11 protein-coding genes and 1 pseudogene are annotated in these 18,521 nt (G+C 64.8%); 3 read left to right on the top strand and 9 right to left on the bottom strand.

What is annotated here, in order from left to right:
• Positions 1-55: 55 nt before the first annotated feature.
• The 3 genes from AB7245_RS40610 to AB7245_RS40600 all read right to left on the bottom strand — a co-directional run bounded on the left by AB7245_RS40610 (position 56) and on the right by AB7245_RS40600 (position 3,441).
• Positions 56-517 (bottom strand): carboxymuconolactone decarboxylase family protein, encoded by a 462-nt coding sequence (locus AB7245_RS40610; RefSeq protein WP_007615070.1) that lies wholly within the window; start codon positions 515-517, stop codon positions 56-58.
• A 40-nt stretch (positions 518-557) separates the two neighbouring features.
• Positions 558-2,174 carry an MDR family MFS transporter gene (locus AB7245_RS40605; RefSeq protein WP_085403410.1) on the bottom strand — a complete coding sequence of 539 codons (1,617 nt, stop codon included), beginning with the start codon at positions 2,172-2,174 and terminating at the stop codon, positions 558-560.
• A gap of 115 nt (positions 2,175-2,289) precedes the next feature.
• Positions 2,290-3,441: an HlyD family secretion protein gene (locus tag AB7245_RS40600; protein ID WP_085403409.1), complete on the bottom strand. Its 1,152-nt coding sequence runs from the start codon at positions 3,439-3,441 to the stop codon at positions 2,290-2,292.
• Positions 3,442-3,582: 141 nt separating this feature from the next.
• Here AB7245_RS40600 and AB7245_RS40595 point away from each other — a divergent pair, with 141 nt between their 5' ends.
• Positions 3,583-4,491, top strand: a complete 909-nt coding sequence (locus tag AB7245_RS40595; RefSeq protein ID WP_085403408.1) for a LysR family transcriptional regulator — start codon at positions 3,583-3,585, stop codon at positions 4,489-4,491.
• A gap of 250 nt (positions 4,492-4,741) precedes the next feature.
• On the opposite strand, the gene iaaH is transcribed toward AB7245_RS40595, so the two are convergent.
• Positions 4,742-6,160: an indoleacetamide hydrolase gene (gene iaaH, locus AB7245_RS40590; protein ID WP_085403407.1), complete on the bottom strand. Its 1,419-nt coding sequence runs from the start codon at positions 6,158-6,160 to the stop codon at positions 4,742-4,744.
• Positions 6,161-6,236: 76 nt separating this feature from the next.
• Positions 6,237-9,686, bottom strand: coding sequence for an indolepyruvate ferredoxin oxidoreductase family protein (locus AB7245_RS40585; RefSeq protein WP_085403406.1), 3,450 nt, complete (start codon positions 9,684-9,686; stop codon positions 6,237-6,239).
• Between the two features lie 152 nt (positions 9,687-9,838).
• Between AB7245_RS40585 and AB7245_RS40580 the strand changes: the two genes are divergently transcribed.
• Positions 9,839-10,294 carry an Lrp/AsnC family transcriptional regulator gene (locus AB7245_RS40580; RefSeq protein WP_014491864.1) on the top strand — a complete coding sequence of 152 codons (456 nt, stop codon included), beginning with the start codon at positions 9,839-9,841 and terminating at the stop codon, positions 10,292-10,294.
• Positions 10,295-10,539: 245 nt separating this feature from the next.
• On the opposite strand, the pseudogene AB7245_RS40575 reads toward AB7245_RS40580, so the two are convergent.
• The 3 genes and pseudogenes from AB7245_RS40575 to AB7245_RS40565 all read right to left on the bottom strand — a co-directional run bounded on the left by AB7245_RS40575 (position 10,540) and on the right by AB7245_RS40565 (position 13,765).
• A pseudogene (locus tag AB7245_RS40575) lies at positions 10,540-11,311 on the bottom strand (fumarylacetoacetate hydrolase family protein).
• 14 nt (positions 11,312-11,325) lie between these two features.
• The gene (locus AB7245_RS40570) at positions 11,326-12,693 is read right to left on the bottom strand and encodes an LLM class flavin-dependent oxidoreductase (protein ID WP_085403404.1); all 1,368 of its coding nucleotides are present in this window, start codon (positions 12,691-12,693) and stop codon (positions 11,326-11,328) included.
• A gap of 19 nt (positions 12,694-12,712) precedes the next feature.
• The gene (locus AB7245_RS40565; protein ID WP_085403403.1) at positions 12,713-13,765 is read right to left on the bottom strand and encodes an Ldh family oxidoreductase; all 1,053 of its coding nucleotides are present in this window, start codon (positions 13,763-13,765) and stop codon (positions 12,713-12,715) included.
• Between the two features lie 295 nt (positions 13,766-14,060).
• Between AB7245_RS40565 and AB7245_RS40560 the strand changes: the two genes are divergently transcribed.
• Positions 14,061-18,176: a bifunctional diguanylate cyclase/phosphodiesterase gene (locus tag AB7245_RS40560; protein ID WP_085403402.1), complete on the top strand. Its 4,116-nt coding sequence runs from the start codon at positions 14,061-14,063 to the stop codon at positions 18,174-18,176.
• Here AB7245_RS40560 and AB7245_RS40555 read toward each other — a convergent pair.
• Entirely contained in the window at positions 18,150-18,491 is a 342-nt protein-coding gene (locus AB7245_RS40555) for a hypothetical protein (RefSeq protein WP_063985656.1), read from the bottom strand. The genes AB7245_RS40560 and AB7245_RS40555 overlap by 27 nt on opposite strands.
• Between the last annotated feature and the right edge of the window lie 30 nt (positions 18,492-18,521).

Genomic DNA, 18,521 nt, shown 5'->3' with positions numbered 1-18,521 from the left:
CTGGATGCCCCGCCTTCGCGGGGCATGACAGTTGTGCGTGGGGAAACACCACCCCTCACGCCACGGACGCCTTCACCTTCACCGGATGCACCGCGCGGAACGCGATCGCGATTCGGTTCCAGGCATTGATCGCCCCGATCAGCATCGTCAGGTTCACCGTCTCCGCATCGGAGAATTGCGCGCGGACCTGCTCGTAGACGTCGTCCGGCGCGTGGGTCTCGGAGATCAGCGTCACTGATTCCGTCCAGGCGAGCGCGGCCCGCTCGCGATCGGTATAGAGCGGGGATTCGCGCCAGGCGTTGAGCAGATAGATGCGCTGTTCGGTCTCGCCGCGCTTGCGGGCGTCCTCGGTGTGCATGTTGATGCAGAAGGCGCAGCCGTTGATCTGCGACGCCCGGATCTTGACGAGCTCGATCAGCGATTTCTCGAGTCCCGTGGATTGGATCTGCTCCTCCAGCGCCATCAGCGCCTTCATCGTGTCGGGGGCGGCCTGGTAGAAGTTCATGCGGGGCTTCATGGTCGTTCTCCTTTGCTTGAGTTAGTCTCTTGGGTTGATCTCAGTGAGCTCCACCGGTCGAGGTCTGGCCGGGTTTCTTCAGGAAGAATACGGCGATCAGGGCCACGATCAGTGCCATGCCGAGCAGGTAGAAGGTGTCGCTGAAGGCGAAGATGTAAGCCTGCTTCTGCACGGTGTGGCCGATCGCGACATAGGCGCGATGCGCGGCGTCGGCGCGGTCGAGCACGCCGTGATTGATGAAATATTGGGTAAGCTGCTCCAGCCGCGTCCGCGTCGCCTGCTCGAACACCGAGACCGACTGCATCAGCACGTTGGAGTGATATTGCTCGCGCTTGGTCAGCACGGTCTGGAGCAGGGCGATGCCGACGGCGCCGCCGAGATTACGCATCATGTTGAACAGGCCCGAGGCCGAGCCAGCATTCTCCGCTTCGATGCCGGCGGTCGCCACAGCCGACAACGGCGCCATCACGAGCGCTTGGCCGATCGCACGGACGACATTGGGCCACAACAGCTGGTCGGCAGCGTAATCGTTGGTCATATAAATGTTCAGGAAGTTCGAGGCCGCGAACAGGACGAAGCCGACGCCGATGATGATCCGCGCGTCGAACTTCTGCATCAGGCGCGGCACCAGCGGGATCAGCACGAGTTGCGGCAGTCCGGTCCAGGCCAGCACCATGCCGATCTGCTCGGCATTGTAGCCCTGAATGCGCGCCAGATATTGCGGCAGGATGAACACCGAACCGTAGAGCGCGACACCGAGCAGGAAGTTCGCGAGCATGCCGAAGCCGAAATTGCGACGCACCAGCAGGCGCAAGTTGAGCAGCGGCTTCTTCGCCGTGAGCTCGATGATCAGGAAGGCGGTCAGCGCGGTGGCCGCGATGACCGACAGCTTGACGATGAAAGGCGAGCCGAACCAGTCGTCCTTGTTGCCCTCTTCCAGCACGGTCTGAAGCGCCGACAGGCCGATCGCCATGGTGATGATGCCGGCCCAATCGCCCTCGCGCAGCAGCGCAAGCTTCATGGGCTTGGCGTCGAGCGCGTACCAGAGCATGCCGACCATGATCGCGCCGGGCACGAGGTTGACGTAGAAGATGTACTGCCAGCCGAAATTCTCGGTGAGATAGCCGCCGATGGTCGGGCCGATCGCCGGTGCGAACGTCGCCGACAGCGCGAACAGCGCAAGGCCGACGGGCTGCTTGGTGCGCGGCAGCAGCGTGATGATGAGCGTGAAGGCCATCGGGATCAGCACGCCGCCGGTGAAACCTTGCACCGCGCGCAGCACGATCATTTGCGGCAGGTCCTGCGCCAGCGCGCAGGCCGCGGACAGAACCAGGAACAGGACCGCATTGGTGAGCAAATAGATGCGGATCGAGAACACCTGCGCGAGCCAGCCGGAGAGCGGGATCACGACGATCTCGGCGATCAGGTAGGAGGTCGAGATCCAGCCACCGTCGTCGATGCCGGCGCCGATCGCGCCCTGGATGTCGGCGAGCGAAGCGTTGACGATCTGGATATTCAGCACTGCCATGAAGGCGCCGAGAGTCGCGCCGATCACCGCGATCCAGGTTTTTGCGGAAACGGCCGGCGTGGCGGGCGCAGCAGGGGCGGGAATGCTGGCAGTGGAGGCGGCGTCGACGGTCGGTTGGAGCGTGCTCATGGAAGCCTCGTCTCGGTCACGGAGACAGGATGCATTAGGCGGTTGGTTTCGATAATCGAGGAAGTGTGGGAAGGATCGTCCGGCAGGACTTGATAATCTGCCGGTCTTCCCCGCCTCAGCCGCCGTTCGGGCGGGGTGTGTTGTCGGCGAGTCGCTTGGCCGTCTCGCGCTCGGCCAGCACCGTCGCCTTGGTGTCGATGGTCGGCACCGCCGACATGCCGGGCCTGAGCAGGCCGGTCAGGCTGTGGTCATCGAGCACGATCTTCACCGGCACGCGTTGCACGATCTTGGTGAAATTTCCGGTGGCGTTATCGGGCGGCAGCAGCGCGAATTCAAGTCCGCTGGCCGGCGAAAGGCTGTCGACGTGACCGCGAAGCGTGCGATTGCGAAAACTGTCGACCTGCAGCTCGACCGGCTGGCCCGCACGCACATGCGTGAGCTGCGTCTCCTTGAAGTTCGCGACGACATAGACCGCATCGAGCGGCACCACCGCCATCAATTGCGTGCCGGCCTGCACATACTGGCCGACGCGTAATGAGCGTGCGCCGACCGTGCCGTCCACCGGTGCGGTGATCTCGGTGTAGGACAGGTTCAGCTCTGCCTGCAGTGCGACCGCGCGGGCGCGGTCGAGCTGCGCCGTGGCCTGGGCGCGCTGGGTGGTGAGCACATCGACCTTGCGCTGTGCGGCCACCAGGCCCGACTTGGCGTGCTGCAATTGCGCGTTGCTGGCGCGCAGTGCCGCATCGGTCTGCTGCGCACGCTGGATCGTGCCGGAGCCCGACTTCATCAGGTCGTCGTAGCGGGCGCGTTCTTCCTGGGCGAATTTCAGATTGGCGTCGGCCGCGGCCACGTCGGCCGTGCTCTGCTCGATGATCGGCTGCTGCAGCTCGAGCTGGGCGTCGATGTTGCGCACCGAGGCTTCGCCGGCGGCGACGTCGGCGCGGGCCTGGTCGAGCGCGGCTTTGAAGTCGCGGTCGTCGATCTTGGCGAGGAGCTGGCCGGCCCGGACCTTCTCGTTGTCGCCAACCAGCACCTTCGCGATGTAGCCGGAAACCTTGGGTGCGATGATGGTGGAATCCGCCTTCACATAGGCGTCGTCGGTGGATTCGAGGTAGCGGCCGGTGCTCAGGTAGTTGTAGCCGAAGTCGCCGGCCGCGGCGATTCCGAGGGCCAGTGCCAAGCCGATGGCCGCCCGCTTGACCGCCTGCCGGGACGGGCGAAAGCTGAGTTTCTGATTGGTTTCAGTGACATAAGAAGCGCTCGACATGGCATCCTCGGAATTCCCAACCGCCCCGATCCGAACGGTGCGCCGTTGATGCCGGCAAGATGCGCTGTCTTCCCGCTTGTGATAATCCCGGAAGAAATGGAAGCATTATCCACCCATAGCGGATAATCCGGAGCCAGACCGATGGACCGCTTCACCAGTCTCACCGCCTTCGTCCGGGTGGTCGAAAATGGCGGATTTTCCGCCGCCGCCCGCCGGCTCAACATGTCCACGACCATGGTGAGCAACCACGTCCAGGCGCTGGAGGACCGGCTCGGGGTTCGTCTGCTGAACCGCACCACGCGAAAAGTGAGCCTCACCGAAATCGGCAAGGCCTATTACGACCGCTCGACCCAGATCCTCGCCGATCTCGAACAAGCCGATGACATCGCCGGCGCGCTGCAATCGACGCCGCGCGGCACGCTGCGCATTCACACCGCCACCCACATGGTGCCGTTCGTCGCGCCCGTGATGGCCGAATTCCTCGCGACCTATCCGGAGGTCAAGGTCGATCTGCGCATGGGCGAGACCAATGTCGACCTGATCGAGGAGGGCTTTGATCTCGCGCTGCGCATGGTCGCGCCGCCGGACTCCAGCCTGATCGTGCGGAGCCTGGCGACCTGGCGGCACGTGCTGTGCTGCTCGCACGGCTATATCGAGGCGCATGGGCGCGTGCAGACGCTCGAAGAACTCGCCGGGCACAATTGCGTACGCCACATCAACTATCCCTTCGACGAGTGGCGCTTCTTCGATCGCAAGGGCACGCCGGCCTCGGTGCGCGTCTCAGGCAATCTGATCACCAATAGCGGCGAAGCGCTGCGCGAGGCCGCGTTGCAGGGCGCCGGCATCAGTCTTGCGGCCGGCTTTCTGGTGGGTGATGACCTCGATGCGGGCCGGCTGGTGCGCCTCCTGCCGGAGTACCGGCCGGTCGAGATGTCGATGAACGCGGTCTATCCGCATCGGCATCATCTGTCGGCGAAGGTCAGGACCTTCATCGACATGCTCGTCCAGCACAGCGCCGAGCAGCAGAAGCTGATCAATCCGTATGCGTGAGACGTCATCGTTCCTCATCCTGAGGAGCGCGGAACGCGCGTCTCGAAGGATGAGGGCCCCGCTGGTGGCCTCGCCCTTCGAGACGCTTGCTTCGCAAGCTCCTCAGGGTGAGGAGGTGGATATGTGCTTGCCTCAAGTGCGGCGGCGGCAGAACTGTAGGGTGGGCAAAGGCGCGAAGCGCTGTGCCCACCATCTTTTCTAATCGGCACCAATGGTGGGCACGCTTCGCTTTGCCCACCCTACAATAGCGTTAGTGTGGCGCGGGCAGCCGCCCAAACACGCTGTCGAGCGCCATGCCGATCCCAAGCAGGCGGCGATCGCTGCCCGCCGGGCCATCCAGCTCAAGTCCGATCGGCAATTTGCTTGTCGCGCCAAGCGCGATCGGGATCTGGACGCCGGGAATGCCGGCATTGCTGCCGGGATCGGTGTTCTGGATGATCAGGCCGAAATTCTCGAGACTGCTGGCGTCCGGGTTGGAGGCAATTGCAACGCGCGGCGTGGTCGGGAAGGCGACGGCGTCGAGCTTGTTGCTGGCAAACGTATTGCCGTAGAGCGCCTGGAGCGCGGGGCGTGCGGTCTTGATCGCGGCGTCATAGATCGGCCTCGCGTCGAACAGCGCGTTGTCGGGTCCGGGCAGTTTTCGCGGGATCACCATGCCATCATAGATGCCTTTCACGTCGGCGCTGGAGATATTCTCTGCCAGCGCCTCGACGCTGAGGCCGGTCCCGGTGTGCTTGAGATAGGCGACCATGTCGTCATAGGCCTCATACAACGCGACGGGAAAGCTGACCTGGCCGTTGAGCTCGGCGAGCTCAGGCATCTCGATCTCGACGACCGTGACGCCCTGCGCCTTCACTTTTGCGATCGCCGCGTGGAACGCGGCTTCCGTATCGGCGTCGAGATTGGTCAGCATCGATCTTGCGATGCCGATCCGCACCTGCTTCAGATCAGCCGGCGTAACCTCGTCGCCGCCGGCGATCACGCGATCGAGCAGCGCGACATCTGCCATCGTCGCGGCCATAGGCCCCGCGGTGTCGCGGGTGTGCGAGATCGGCGCGATGCCAGCTTGCGGATAGCGCCCGACCGTCGGGCGCAACGCGGCGCATCCGTTCAGCGCGGCGGGGACCCGGACCGATCCGCCGGTGTCGGTGCCGAGCCCGCCCGCGACGATCCGCGCGCCGAGCGCGGCGCCCGTGCCGGACGAGGAGCCGCCGGCGATCAGCGTGCGGTCATAAGCGTTGCGCACGCCGAACTCCGCGCCGGTCTTGAACGCGGTGTTGTAGCCGGAGATGCCGAAGGCGAGCTCGTGCATGCTGGTCTTGCCGATGATGACGGCGCCTGCAGCCCGCAGCTTCGCGACTACGGGCGCATCGGCCTTCGGAACGTAGTCCTTCAGTGCCCGTGTGCCGGCGCTGCAGGGCAGTCCCGCGACCTCGATATTGTCCTTGATCACGATGGGCACGCCGCCGAGCGGTTTTGTCTTGTCGCCCGATGCGTCGAACGCAGCCGCGGCCTTCAGGGCGCCCGCCTCGTCCAGCGTGACGAAGGCATTGAGCTCGGCATGGGCTTTGGCGCGGCTCAGTGCTTCCGTCGTGAGTGCGGTGCTCGTGACTTTCCCGGCGCGCAGGTCGACGACGGCCTGACTCAGGGTCAACTGGTCGAAATCCATGATGCGTCATCCGATTGCAGGGGCGCCAACAGGGTGCCGCCTAAAGTCCGGAGGCTGAGGCCTCACTGGTGCCGCGTCAACCGTGGGCGTGCATCTTTTGCGTTACCGACGTCGTCAAATTCGTGAGCAGCCGCGCGACCTCGGGCTTCACCTTGGCGATCGCGGTGTCCTTCACTGGTCCGTAGCCGCGGATCTCCATCGGCGCCTTTGCGACGGCAACGAGGTCGGGTAGATGCGCTGCGTCGAGCTGCCCGAGCATGCGTTCGATCAGGCCTTCATACCAGGCGATCAATTCCCGTTCAGTGCGCCGCTCATCCGTGTAGCCGAACGGATCGAACGGTGTCCCGCGCAATCCCTTCAACCGCGCCAGCATCGCGAGCGGCATCTGGATCCACTGGCCGAAAGCGCGCTTGCGCGGACGGCCGCGTGCGTCAGGTTTTGACGGCAGGAACGGTGGCGCGAGGTGATATTGGACGCGAAAACCGTCCTCGAACTCGCGCTTCAGCTCGCCGAGGAAACCGCTCTGCATGTGCAGACGCGCCACCTCGTATTCGTCCTTGTAGGCCATCAGCTTGAACAGGGCGCGCGCGACCGCCTCGGTCAGCACCTCACTGCTCAGAGCGGCTTCGGCCCGGCGGACCCTCGCGACGGTCGCCCGATAGCGCATCGCATAGGCGGCGTCTTGATAGGCGGCGAGGAAATCGGCGCGGCGATCGATGATCTGATCGAGCGTCTCGGCTTCGGGCGCCTCGTCGCCCCCCGGCAAAAATTCCGGATCGGCTACGGCGATCCGGCCCCAGGCAAGGGCCTGCTTGTTGCGCTCGACCGCGACGCCGTTGAGCTCGATCGCGCGCAGCAGCGCCGGCAGCGCGACCGGAATCAGCCCGCGCTGCCAGGCGAAACCGAGCATGATGATGTTGGCATAGACGGCATCGCCGAGCAGCCGCTCGGCGAGCGCGTTGGCGTTGATGGTGTCGAGATTGTCGTTGCCAATGACTTGCCGGATCGCGCGCAGGCGGGCAGGCGAGGCGAGATCGGCGTCGCGGAAGCGGACGACGTCGCCGGTCGGCATCTCCGCGGTGTTGACCGCGGCGCGCATGCCGCGGCGATAGGTGCCGGACGCCTTAGGTGAGGAACTGACGACGAGGTCGCAGCCGATCAGCGCGTCGGCCGCGCCCTGGTCGATGCGGACCTGGTGCAGCGCGTCCGGACTTGACGCAAGGCGGATGAAGCTCAGCACGGGACCAAATTTCTGTGCAAAGCCGGTGAAATCCAGCACGGAGACGCCACGCCGCTCCAGATGCGCGGCCATGCCGATCAGCGCGCCGACCGTGATCACGCCGGTGCCGCCGACGCCGGTCACGAGCAAATCGTAGGGACGATCGAGCGTGGCGGGAGCGGGCAGGGGAAGCGTAGCCGCGCGACCGACTACGTCGATCTCGCTCGCACTCTTCTTCCGGCGCGTCGCGCCTTCGACGGTGACGAAGCTCGGGCAGAAGCCGTTGAGGCAGGAAAAATCCTTGTTGCAGGACGAGAGATTGATCTGGCGCTTGCGACCGAACGGCGTCTCCCTCGGCTCGACACTGAGGCAGTTGGATTCGACCGAGCAGTCGCCGCAGCCTTCGCAGACGAGATCGTTGATATAGGCAAAGCGCCTTGGGTCGGCCATCTGTCCGCGTTTGCGCCGGCGACGCTTCTCGGTGGCGCAGGTCTGTTGATAGATCAGGACAGAGACGCCGGAAATGTCTCGCAGCTCGCGCTGCACGGCGTCCATTTCCTCGCGAGGATGGATGGTCACGCCGATCGGCAGGTCTGCCGGCAAGAACTGCGCGGGATCGTCCGACACCAGCGCGATGCGCCCCACGCCTTCGGCGCGAACGCTGTGGGCGATAGCATGCACGCTGATGGGACCGTCGACCGGCTGGCCGCCGGTCATCGCCACGGCATCGTTGAACAGGATCTTGTAGGTGATGTTGGCCCTGGCGGCGATCGCCTGCCGGATCGCCATCGAGCCGGAGTGGTAGTAGGTGCCTTCGCCGAGATTCTGGAACACGTGCTTGTGGCCGGTGAAGCGAGACGACGCCGCCCAGTTGACGCCTTCGCCGCCCATCTGGATCAGCGAGGAGGTCTCGCGGTCCATCCAGCTCGCCATGAAATGGCAGCCGATGCCGGCCAGTGCCTTTGAGCCTTCCGGCACCTTCGTCGACGTGTTGTGCGGACATCCGGAGCAGAAATACGGCGTGCGCGTCGCACCGCTGACGTTGATCGCGCGCGCGGCCTCGGGCATCAAGCCGGCCGCGCGTGCGGCGAGATTGAGGCCTGGGAACATCGGATCGAGCCGGCGTGCGAGCACGCCAGCAAGCGCACGCGGCGACAATTCGCCGATCCAGGAGATCAGCCGCGCCCCTCGCTCGTCGTGCTTGCCGACCATGCGCTCGGGCTTTGAGCCTGGATAGTCGTAAAAATATTCCTTGAACTGGCTCTCGATGATGCCGCGCTTTTCCTCGACCACGAGGATCTCGCGCTTGCCCTTCACGAAGTCCATCGCGTCATGCAGCGCCAGCGGCCAGACCATGCCGACCTTGTAGACGTCGATCCCGATGTTGCGGCAGGCCGCTTCATCGAGGCCCATCAGCCGCAGGGCCTCCATCAGGTCGAGATGCGCCTTGCCCGTCGTGACGATGCCGTATGTGGCGTTGGGAATATCGTAGATGTGGCGATCGATCGGATTGGCTTTTGCAAAGGCGTAAACCGCGTGCTTCTTCGCCTCCAGCCGCTCCTCGATCTGGGGGCCCGGCAGGTCGGGCCAGCGATAGTGCAGGCCACCCGGCGGCGGAGTGAAATCGGGCGTGTTGAAGACGCGTGGCGGGCGCAGCGCGACGGATGCGCCTGACTCCACGATTTCCGAAATCGCCTTGAAGCCGACCCACATGCCGGAGAAGCGGCTCAGCGCGTAACCATATTCGCCGAATTCGAGATATTCGCTGACGCTTGCGGGGTGCAGCGTCGGCATGAACCAGCTCATGAAGGCGACATCGGACTGGTGCGGCATCGAGGAGGAGACGCAGCCATGGTCGTCGCCGGCGACGACCAGCACGCCGCCACGCGGCGAGGAGCCATAGGCGTTGCCGTGCTTGAGGGCGTCGCCGGAGCGATCGACGCCGGGGCCCTTGCCGTACCAGAGCCCGAACACGCCATCGACTTCGCGATCTGCCTGCGTCTCGACCTGCTGCGAGCCGAGCACTGCCGTTGCCGCGAGGTCCTCGTTCACCGCAGGGAGAAATTCGATGCGATCCCGCTTGAGCCGCTCCTGGATGCGCCAGAGCTCGAGATCGACGCCGCCGAGCGGCGAGCCGCGATAGCCGGAGATGAAGCCGGCGGTGTTCAGCCCGGCGGCGCGGTCGCGCCGCGCCTGGTCGAGCGTGATGCGGACGATGGCCTGCGTGCCCGTGAGGAAGACGCGGCCCTCCTCGCGGTCGTAGCGGTCTGAGAGCTCGTAGCTGTCGAGTGATGGAACGGCGTCCATGGCGGACCTCGTGCGGCATCCTGCCTGATGACGGTAGGGTATGCCGGGGAGGCTGGTAGGTCTTGCCTATTCACCCTGTCTTGATCGATAATTCGGTAAAATTTTGCGGAAAATGGCATGATTCGGTAGAAGTTACCGAATCGGGGGCTTCCATGATTGAAGAGCAGGACGCGCGGATTCTCGCCCATCTCCAGACGGACGGCCGCGCCACTAACCAGCAGCTCGCCGACGAGGTCGGCATGTCCACCTCGGCGTGCTGGCGCCGGGTGCGTGCGCTGGAGGAGGCCGGCGTCATCCAGGGCTATGCCGCGCTGATCGCGCGCGAGCAGGCGGGCTTTGCGATGTCAGCCATCCTGCATGTCTCGCTGGAGCGGCACGATGCCAAATTCGTCGACGAGTTCGTCGCGCGGGTGACCACGCGGCGCGAAGTGCTGGAGTGTTTCGCGACCACGGGCGACGCCGACTATCATTTGCGCGTCGTCGTGCAGGACATGGCGGCCTACAACAGGTTCCTCGACGAGTTCATGTTCCGCATTCCCGGCATCCGCTACGTGCGCAGCAACGTGGTGCTGAAGGAGATCAAGACGAGTGTGGCGCTGCCGTTTTGATTGCGCGGGAAGTGCCGTAGGGTAGGCAAAGGCGCATAGCGCCGTGCCCACCATCTCGCCTCGATTTGCGAAGGTGGTGGGCACGCTTCGCTTTGCCCACCCTACGGCACCGTTGATCTCGCGGCGTATACAACTCTATCTCCTCACCCTGAGGAGGCCGCGCAGCGGCCGTCTCGAAGGGCGAGGCCGAGAGCCGGGCCTTCATCCTTCGAGACGCTTGCTTCGCAAGCTCCTCAGGATGAGGACTACCGTTGCTCCCGCACAAACCTGTTCCGCAACGTCCCCACGCCCGTGATGTCGATCTCCACCACGTCGCCGTGCCCGATGTCAGGCGAGGCGCCGTCCGTGCCCATCCAGATCACGTCGCCGGGCCACAGCGTGAAGTACTTGGTCAGCTCGACCAGGAACGGCACGACGCCGAAGATCATGTCGTTGGTGTAGAAGCGGTTGGTCTCCTTGCCGTTGACCCGGACGACGGTTTCCATTTTCGCCAGATTGGCCTCGGTTTCGATCCACGGGCCCATCGGCTTGAACGTGTCGGCATTCTTCGAGCGCCACAGGCTGCGGTCGGCCTTCTGCCAGCTGCGTTCGCTGACGTCGTTGCCGATGGTGTAGCCGAACACGCAATCCATCGCATTCTGCTTGGTGAGATGCTTCACCTTCTTGCCGATCACGACGACGAGCTCGCCTTCATAGTGGATCTTGTCCGTCGCAAAGGACGGGATCACGACGTCCTCGTCATGCGCGATCAGCGCGTTCTGGGCGCGGTAGCCGATCTACGGCCGGCACCTCGCCGCGCTTGTCGGCGGCTTCCTTCAGGTGCTTCAGATAGTTCAAGCCCACGCAATAGAAGGTGCGCGGGATCAGCGGCAGCTCGATCCGAACCTGCGCCAGCGGATGCGTGCGCGAGGTGCGCTGCCATTCGCCAAAGGGATCGCCGTCGACCGCGATCACCTGGTCGCCCTCGGCAATTCCCCAGGAGGTCTTGTCCGAGGCAGTGAATTTCAGCCAGCGCATGTCGGATCCTCCAGTTATTCCGCGGCATCGCGCGGCTGTACCTTCCAGGCGCCGGCCACGGGCCGCTTCAGCCCGAGATTTTCCCGCAGCGTTTTGCCGCGATAGTCCTTCTGGAACAGGCCGCGGCGCTGCAATTCCGGTACGATATGTTGCACGAAATCGGCGTAGGAACCGGGCACATAGGTCGCGGCGATGACGAACCCATCACAGCCACGCTCGACGAACATCTCTTCCAGCCTGTCTGCGATCTCCTTGGGACCGCCGACCATGGCGTCGTGGACCTGGCCGCGGCCGGAGAAGGTGACGAAGTCGCGCGCGCTCGGATTGCTCTTGCCGGAATTCTTCAGCACACCGTCGCGGAGGCCCAGAATGCCCTGCATGCTCTTCAGATCGTCCGTCGTCAAAGGCTCGTCGAGGTCCTTGGAGGCGAAATCGTAGTTGAGCGCTTCGGCCAGCAGCGACAGCGCGTCGATCTCGAGCGGCAGTTTGTTGATCAGCGCCATCTTGTCCTCAGCCTCGGCCCTGGTCGCGGCGCAGACCGGCGTCGTCAAATTGCAAAGGCGCATCTGATCGGGATCGCGGCCAGCCTTGGCTGCCTCGTTTCGAACGGCGGCATAACCTTCCTTGGCACCAGCGAGATTGCGCGCAGCCGTGAAGATCACCTCACCCCAATGGCCGGCAAAGCGTTGGCCGCGGCCGGATGCGCCGGCCTGGATGATGACGGGATGGCCCTGGTCCGAGCGCGGCACGGTGAAGGGTCCGCGGGACTTGAAGGCCGCCCCCTTGTGATCGAGCCGCTTCACCTTGGCCGGATCGGCAAAACGGCCGCTCTTTTTGTCCATGATGAGCGCGCCGTCTTCCCAAGTGTCCCAATGCCCGAGCACGACTTCCATGAATTCGTCGGCGCGGTCGTAGCGCGAATCATGTTCGGGATGGGAATCGCGACCCATGTTGAGGGCCTCGCCGTCATTGAGCGAGGTGACGACGTTCCAGCCCGCGCGCCCGCCGGACATCAAATCGAGGGTCGCGAAGCGGCGGGCGACGTCGAAGGGCTCGTAATAGGTGGTCGAGCAAGTGGCGCCGAGGCCGAGCTTGTCGGTGACCATGCCCATCGTGGTCAGCACGATCAGCGGATCCATCTTCACGCAGCGGATGCCGTATTCGACGGTGTGGGCATGATCGTTGCCGTAGCGGTCCGGCATCGCCAGCCGATCGTCGAAGAACGCCATGTGGAACTTGCCGGCTTCGAGGATTTTCGCGATCTCTTGATAATAGTCCGCCGACATCGAATCGTCGCGCGAGTCCGGATGCCGCCACGAGCTCGGCAAATTCGTGCAGTTCTGCGCCTGGAGGAAGCCGACCAGTACCATCTGCCGCGTCATGCTGTTCTCCCAAATTCCGTCAGGCCAGATCAAGGACGGTGTCGAGCCGGTACTCGCCCGCCAGCGCGCGCAGCTTTTCCCAGGTCGCATCCTCGATCTCGATGCCGTCGCGCAGGCGTTGCTGCTCGCGCAACCCCTCGATCTCGCCGGGATAGTACACGCCCTTGCTCCCTTCGGAGGGTGGCGTCGATTTCAGATAGCGCGCGAATTCGGCGACCTCGCGCTTGAAATCCTTCAGCGGACGGAACGCGGCGACGTTGAACACGGCCATGAAGCAGCCGTCATTGTGACGTCCGGTCGGTTCGACGCCGAAGCCGAGGCCGGTGAGCAGGCCGCACAGCACCTCGACCATCGCGGCGAGACCGCTGCCCTTGTAGCCCTCGGTGCCGCCGAGCGGCAGCAGCGCGCCGCCCTTGCGATATTGCGTGGGGTCGGTGGTGTGCCGTCCCTCGGCATCGATGATCCAGCCCGTCGGAATCTCCTCGCCGCGGGCGACCGCGAGCTGGATCTTGCCGGCCGCAACCGCCGAGGTTGCCATGTCGAGATAGAACGGCGCGTCGAGATCGGACGGCACCGCGATCGAGATCGGGTTGGTGCCGAGCCGCGCCTCCTTGCCGCCGAACGGCGCCACGTGCTTCGGCGAGCGGCCGGAATCCGCCGTCGCAATCCCGATCATGCCTTCGCGCATCGCCATCAACGGATAGGCGGCGAGGCGGCCGACATGGCTTTGCCGGAACACGGTGCAGGCGGCGACGTTCGCCGTCTTCGCCTTCTCGATCGTCAGCGCCATCGCCTTGGCGTTGACGTGGAAGCCGAACCCCCACTGGCCGTCGATCACGGTCGTGGTCGGCGATTCCTGGACGATGGTCCATTTGGCGCCGGGCACGATGTGGCCGGCCTTGATGCGATCGATGTAGGTCGGAACCGCGATCACGCCGTGAGAGTCGTGACCGGCGAGGTTGGCGTTGACGCAGCCTGTGGCCACCGCATCGGCCTCTTCGTCGGAAGCTCCGGCGGCGCGGAGCAGCGCGGCGCTGATGAGCGTGAGGCGGTCGGTCTTGACGACGGGCATGGCGTTCCCTCGGCATTGTGCCCTTAACGGGCTGCTTGTTGGGAGCCATCGTCTCAAAGCGTGGGAGCGATATCAATCTCCCGTAAACCAATACAGGGCTGCAAAATCGTAAAGAGAGCGCGCCTTTCGTCGAAGAATCCTCCCGTGCGGCGGCATTCCCGACAGTTTGGCGCCGGCCGTTCGCAGCTCGTTCACTTTGATCGAGGGTTTGCAGCGCGCAATAACGACCACTTAGGCCGTCGCCGTTCATAAAGCACCCGGGAGAATTAGGCAGAAATGCCCGGGAGCTGAGACCGTGCAGACGACCCTCGCGCGCACCTTTGCAGCGTTGAGCGCCATCAACGAAGCGATCCTTTACGCGAAATCGCCGGACGAGCTGTACCAGAAGGTCTGCGACGCCGGGTTTTCGAGCGGAAACTTTTTGGCCGTTGCGGTTTTCCTGGTGGGGCCGGATGGCCGGCGGCTGTGCTTTGCGGCCGGTTGCGGCGATGACGTTGCGCGGCTGCGTTCGCTCGAGATCACGACCGACTCCGTCACGCCCGAGGGAGCGGGTGTCGGCGGCGAAGCCTTTCGCAATCAGAAGCTGAGCATCAGCAACGATTACCTGAATGATCCTCGCTCGCTGGCGTGGCGCGAGGGCGCAGCCAAGGCCCACATCGGCGCGGCGGCTGCGCTGCCGCTGCTCTGCAGCGGTAAGAGCGTCGGCGTGCTGTATGTGACCCGCAGGGAAGCCGGCTCGCTGAACGAGCAGATGGTGTCGCTGTTCGAGCGGATGTCGGCCAACATCTCCTATGCGCTCGACAATTTCGCGCGCGAGACCGCGCGGCAGACCAGCGAGCTCGCGACGCGGCGGCTCAACCGCATGTTTGGCGCGCTCAGCGCTACCAACGAAGCCATCCTGCGTGCGAAGACCGAGCGGGAATTGTATCAGCTCGTGTGCGACGCCTCGGTGCACGGCGGCAAGTCGCTGGCGACCTTCGTTCTGCTGAAGGAGCAGGACTCGCATTGGCTGAAGCCTGTCGCCGGCACCGGCGAGAATCTGGAGATCGTGGCCCGGACCCACTACTCCGTCGACCCCGAGAATCCCTATGGTCGCGGCATTTCCGGCGAGGTGTTTCGAACCCAGAAGCCCCATGTCGAACGCGATCTCGCGCGTCGCACCAGGGGAACGCCGTGGGAGCAGGCCAATCTCAACACGGGTGTTGCCGCCTGCATCGCGGCCCCCCTGATCCGGAACGGCGAGAGCATCGGCGTCATCCTGTCCTTCCTCAGCAAGTCCTGGGCGAAGGACGAGGGGGTCGTCGCACTCATGCTGCGCATCGCCGAGAACGTCTGCTTCGCGATCGACAATTTCGACCGTGAGGCCGAGAAGGCGCGGATCGCCGAGGAGGAAGACCGCCTGGCGCGCATGTACGCGGCGCTGAGCGCGACCAATGAGGCGATCCTGCGCGCACGCTCGCGGGCCGAGCTGTTCGACCTCGTTTGCGAAGCGACGGCGAAAGGCGCCAAGTTCACCTCGGCCAACATCGCGCTCGTCGATCACGATGCCGAGCTGCTTCGCGTCGTTGCTTGCTACGGGCCGAACGCGGATATGGTCCGAAATTTCAAATTCTCCACGTCCGACCAGGTGCCTGAAGGCCGAGGGCTGACGGGAACCGCTTTCCGCACGCGCCAGCCTTGCATCAGCAATGATGTGCAGTCCGACGACCGGATCGCGCCCTGGGCGGCCAACGCTCGTCGGAACGGCATCGGCTCCTCCGCGGCGCTGCCGCTGTTCAATGGCGACAGCGTCGAAGGCGTCTTCCTCTTCAACTCGCCGGAACGCGGCACGTTCACGCCCGAATTCGTCGAGCTGCTGCAACGGCTCCAGGCCAATGTCGCCTTCGCGCTCGAGAACTTCGATCGCGCCGACGAGAAGGCGAAGGCCGAAATGCAGCGCAACCGTCTTCGGGGCATGTTGGAGGCGCTGAGCGCGACCAACGAAGCGATCATGCGCGTGAAGTCCCGCGCCGAGTTGTTCGAAGCCGTGTGCGAGGCCGCCGTGCTCGGCGGCACGTTCACGTCTGCCACCATCGCCATGGTCGATCCGACGGGGCGCTATCTCGACATCGTCGTCACCAAGGGCGAGTGTCGCAGTCACGTCGAGAACTGGCGTTTCGGAACGTCTGCCGACGAGCCCGAAGGACGCGGGCTCGCCGGCACCGCATTTCGCACCAAGGCCCCTTGCGTCGCGAACGAGCTCCTCACGGACGTTCGTGCGACGCACTGGCGTCGCATCGCGCGGGATCAAGGGACGAAATCCGGCGGCTGCTTCCCGCTGCTGAAGAACGGCACCGATGCCGTCGGCGTCCTTCTGTTCCTTTCGCCGGACGAAGGCACATTCACGCCCGACCTCATCCAGTTGCTGGGGCGCCTCGCGGAGAACGTCTCTTTTGCGCTCGACAATTTCGCCCGGGCCGAGGAGCGGTCACGGGCCGAGGCGCAGAAGGAGCGCCTGACGCGCATGTTCGCCGCGCTGAGCGCCACCAATGAGGCGATCGTGCGGGCCAAGTCGCGCACCGAGCTGTTCGAGCTGGTGTGTCAGGCCGCGTCCACCGGCGGCAAGTTCACCTCGACGACCATTGCGCTCGCCAAGGCCGACAGCGACCAGCTCGCGATCGTCGCGGCCGCAGGGCCGTCCGCCGAGACCACGAGGAACGTTCGTCTCTCCATCGACGCCGACCGGCCCGAGGGGCGCGGCATGAGCGGCACCGCGTTCCGCACCCGGCAGCCCTGTGTCAGCAACGACTATGTCAACGACAGCCGTGTGAGCGCCTTCCACGCCGTCCTGCAAGGCGACGGCGCGCGCTCCGGCGCGGCGTTCCCGTTGATCACGCACGATCAGCCCGTCGGCGTCATGATCTACATGTCGACCGAGCAGGAGACTTTCACGGCCGAGTTCGTCGAGCTGTTGCAGCGCCTCGCCGACAACGTCTCCTTCGCGATGGAGAATTTCGATCGCGCCGACGAGAAGAACGAGGCCGACGAGCGGATCGAATACCTCGCCTCGCATGACAGCCTGACCGACCTGCCGAACCGCGAGACCTTCAACGGGCTGTTGCGGGAGGCGATCGACGAAGCTCAGCGCCACGATCACCGCTTCGCGGTGTTGTTCATCGATCTCGACCGCTTCAAGGTCATCAACGATTCGCTCGGCCATGAGGCCGGCGATCTGCTCCTGCTCGAAGTGGGGAGCCGGCTGCGCGGCGCGCTGCGGGAAACCGACGTTGTCGCACGCCTCGGCGGCGACGAGTTCGTGGTGATCCTCGACCAGTGCGGTGAGATCGACGACGTCCAGCGCATCGCGACCGGACTGCTCGTGGCGCTCGCCGAGCCCATGGAGCTGGCCGGCCACGAGTGCCACACCACGGCCTCGATCGGCATCGCGATGTATCCGGCCAACGGCTCCGACGTTCAGACGCTGACCAAGAACGCCGACATGGCGATGTATCTCGCCAAGGAAGACGGCAAGAACGGCTATCGCTTCTTCTCCAAGGAGGTGAAGACGCAGTCGATCGAGCGGCTGTCGCTCGAGAGCGCGTTGCGCCGGGCGCTGGAGCGCGAGCAGTTCTCGCTGAACTACCAGCCCAAGGTGGACATGGAGACCGGCCAGATCACCGGCGTGGAAGCGCTGCTGCGCTGGACGCACCCGGATCTCGGCAGCATCTCGCCGGCGCAATTCATTCCGCTTGCGGAAGAGACCGGGTTGATCGTTCCGATCGGCCGCTGGGTCGTGAAAGAGGCTTGCGCGCAGGCCATGGCCTGGCAGCGCCGCGGTCTGTTGCCGGTGTCGATGGCGGTCAACCTGTCGCCGCGACAGTTTGTCGACGAACATCTGTTGCAGGACGTCGACGAGGCGCTGGCGGCCTCCGGCATGTCGCCGGTGCTGCTCCAGCTCGAGGTCACCGAGAGCATGATGATGCGCAATGTCGGTCGCGCGCTGAAGGTGCTCGACGCCATCCAGAGCCGCGGCATCCGCCTCGCCATCGACGATTTCGGCACCGGCTATTCGTCGATGTCGCTGATGAAGCATTTTCCGATCGACACCATCAAGATCGACCGCTCCTTCGTGCGCGACCTGCCGCAGGATTCGGAGGACCAGGCGATCGCGCAGGCGATCATCAGCATGGGCAAGGCGCTCGGCATGACCGTGGTCGCCGAAGGTGTCGAGAACGCCGAGCAGGAGGCGTTCCTGCGCGCCCATGGCTGCGACGAGATGCAGGGCTTCCTCATCTCCAAACCGGTGCCGGCGCGGCAGATGGCCGAGCTGCTGCGGCCGATGGAGCTGCCTGTCGCGCCGCCGCTCCAGCCGGAGCCTGACCTCGCTGCGACCGAAGCCGCGGCGTTACGGCTGAAACGCGCTGTCATCTGACGGCTGCGGGTGCAGCTCGCGGACGTTGTCTTGCTTGATGTCCGCTTTGCGCGGAAAATCATCCGGCCAGGGCTGCGAGGTTTGCTCGGCGAACAGCTCGAGGAGGGCATGCGCACCTTCGGCAAAGCTCGAGCCGTCGCCGAGGCCCAGCTCACAACACCACACCTGTCGCATCGGCTCGTGCGCGTCGACCACCGCCATCGCCGGTCCCCACCACCAGGCCGGTGCGGGCGAGCGTTCGTCCTCCGGCACGGCGTGCCATAGGACGAGCTCGTCCATCACGCGCTCGAATTGCAGGCTTGCGGCCTGATGCATTCGCTCCGTGCTCCCTGGGCCGCGCCTGAA

It is taken from the genome of Bradyrhizobium sp. 604_D8_N2_3 (assembly GCF_051810765.1).
Lineage (GTDB): Bacteria > Pseudomonadota > Alphaproteobacteria > Rhizobiales > Xanthobacteraceae > Bradyrhizobium > Bradyrhizobium barranii.
The sequence above is the reverse complement of the archived record's forward strand: the minus strand, read 5'-3'. Positions and strand labels throughout refer to the sequence as shown.

Coding starts and splice junctions, on each gene's coding strand:
- AB7245_RS40610 (WP_007615070.1), bottom strand. CDS start 517: ATGAAGCCCCGCATGAACTTCTACCAGGCCGCCCCCGACACGATGAAG.
- AB7245_RS40605 (WP_085403410.1), bottom strand. CDS start 2,174: ATGAGCACGCTCCAACCGACCGTCGACGCCGCCTCCACTGCCAGCATT.
- AB7245_RS40600 (WP_085403409.1), bottom strand. CDS start 3,441: ATGTCGAGCGCTTCTTATGTCACTGAAACCAATCAGAAACTCAGCTTT.
- AB7245_RS40595 (WP_085403408.1), top strand. CDS start 3,583: ATGGACCGCTTCACCAGTCTCACCGCCTTCGTCCGGGTGGTCGAAAAT.
- iaaH (WP_085403407.1), bottom strand. CDS start 6,160: ATGGATTTCGACCAGTTGACCCTGAGTCAGGCCGTCGTCGACCTGCGC.
- AB7245_RS40585 (WP_085403406.1), bottom strand. CDS start 9,686: ATGGACGCCGTTCCATCACTCGACAGCTACGAGCTCTCAGACCGCTAC.
- AB7245_RS40580 (WP_014491864.1), top strand. CDS start 9,839: ATGATTGAAGAGCAGGACGCGCGGATTCTCGCCCATCTCCAGACGGAC.
- AB7245_RS40570 (WP_085403404.1), bottom strand. CDS start 12,693: ATGACGCGGCAGATGGTACTGGTCGGCTTCCTCCAGGCGCAGAACTGC.
- AB7245_RS40565 (WP_085403403.1), bottom strand. CDS start 13,765: ATGCCCGTCGTCAAGACCGACCGCCTCACGCTCATCAGCGCCGCGCTG.
- AB7245_RS40555 (WP_063985656.1), bottom strand. CDS start 18,491: ATGCATCAGGCCGCAAGCCTGCAATTCGAGCGCGTGATGGACGAGCTC.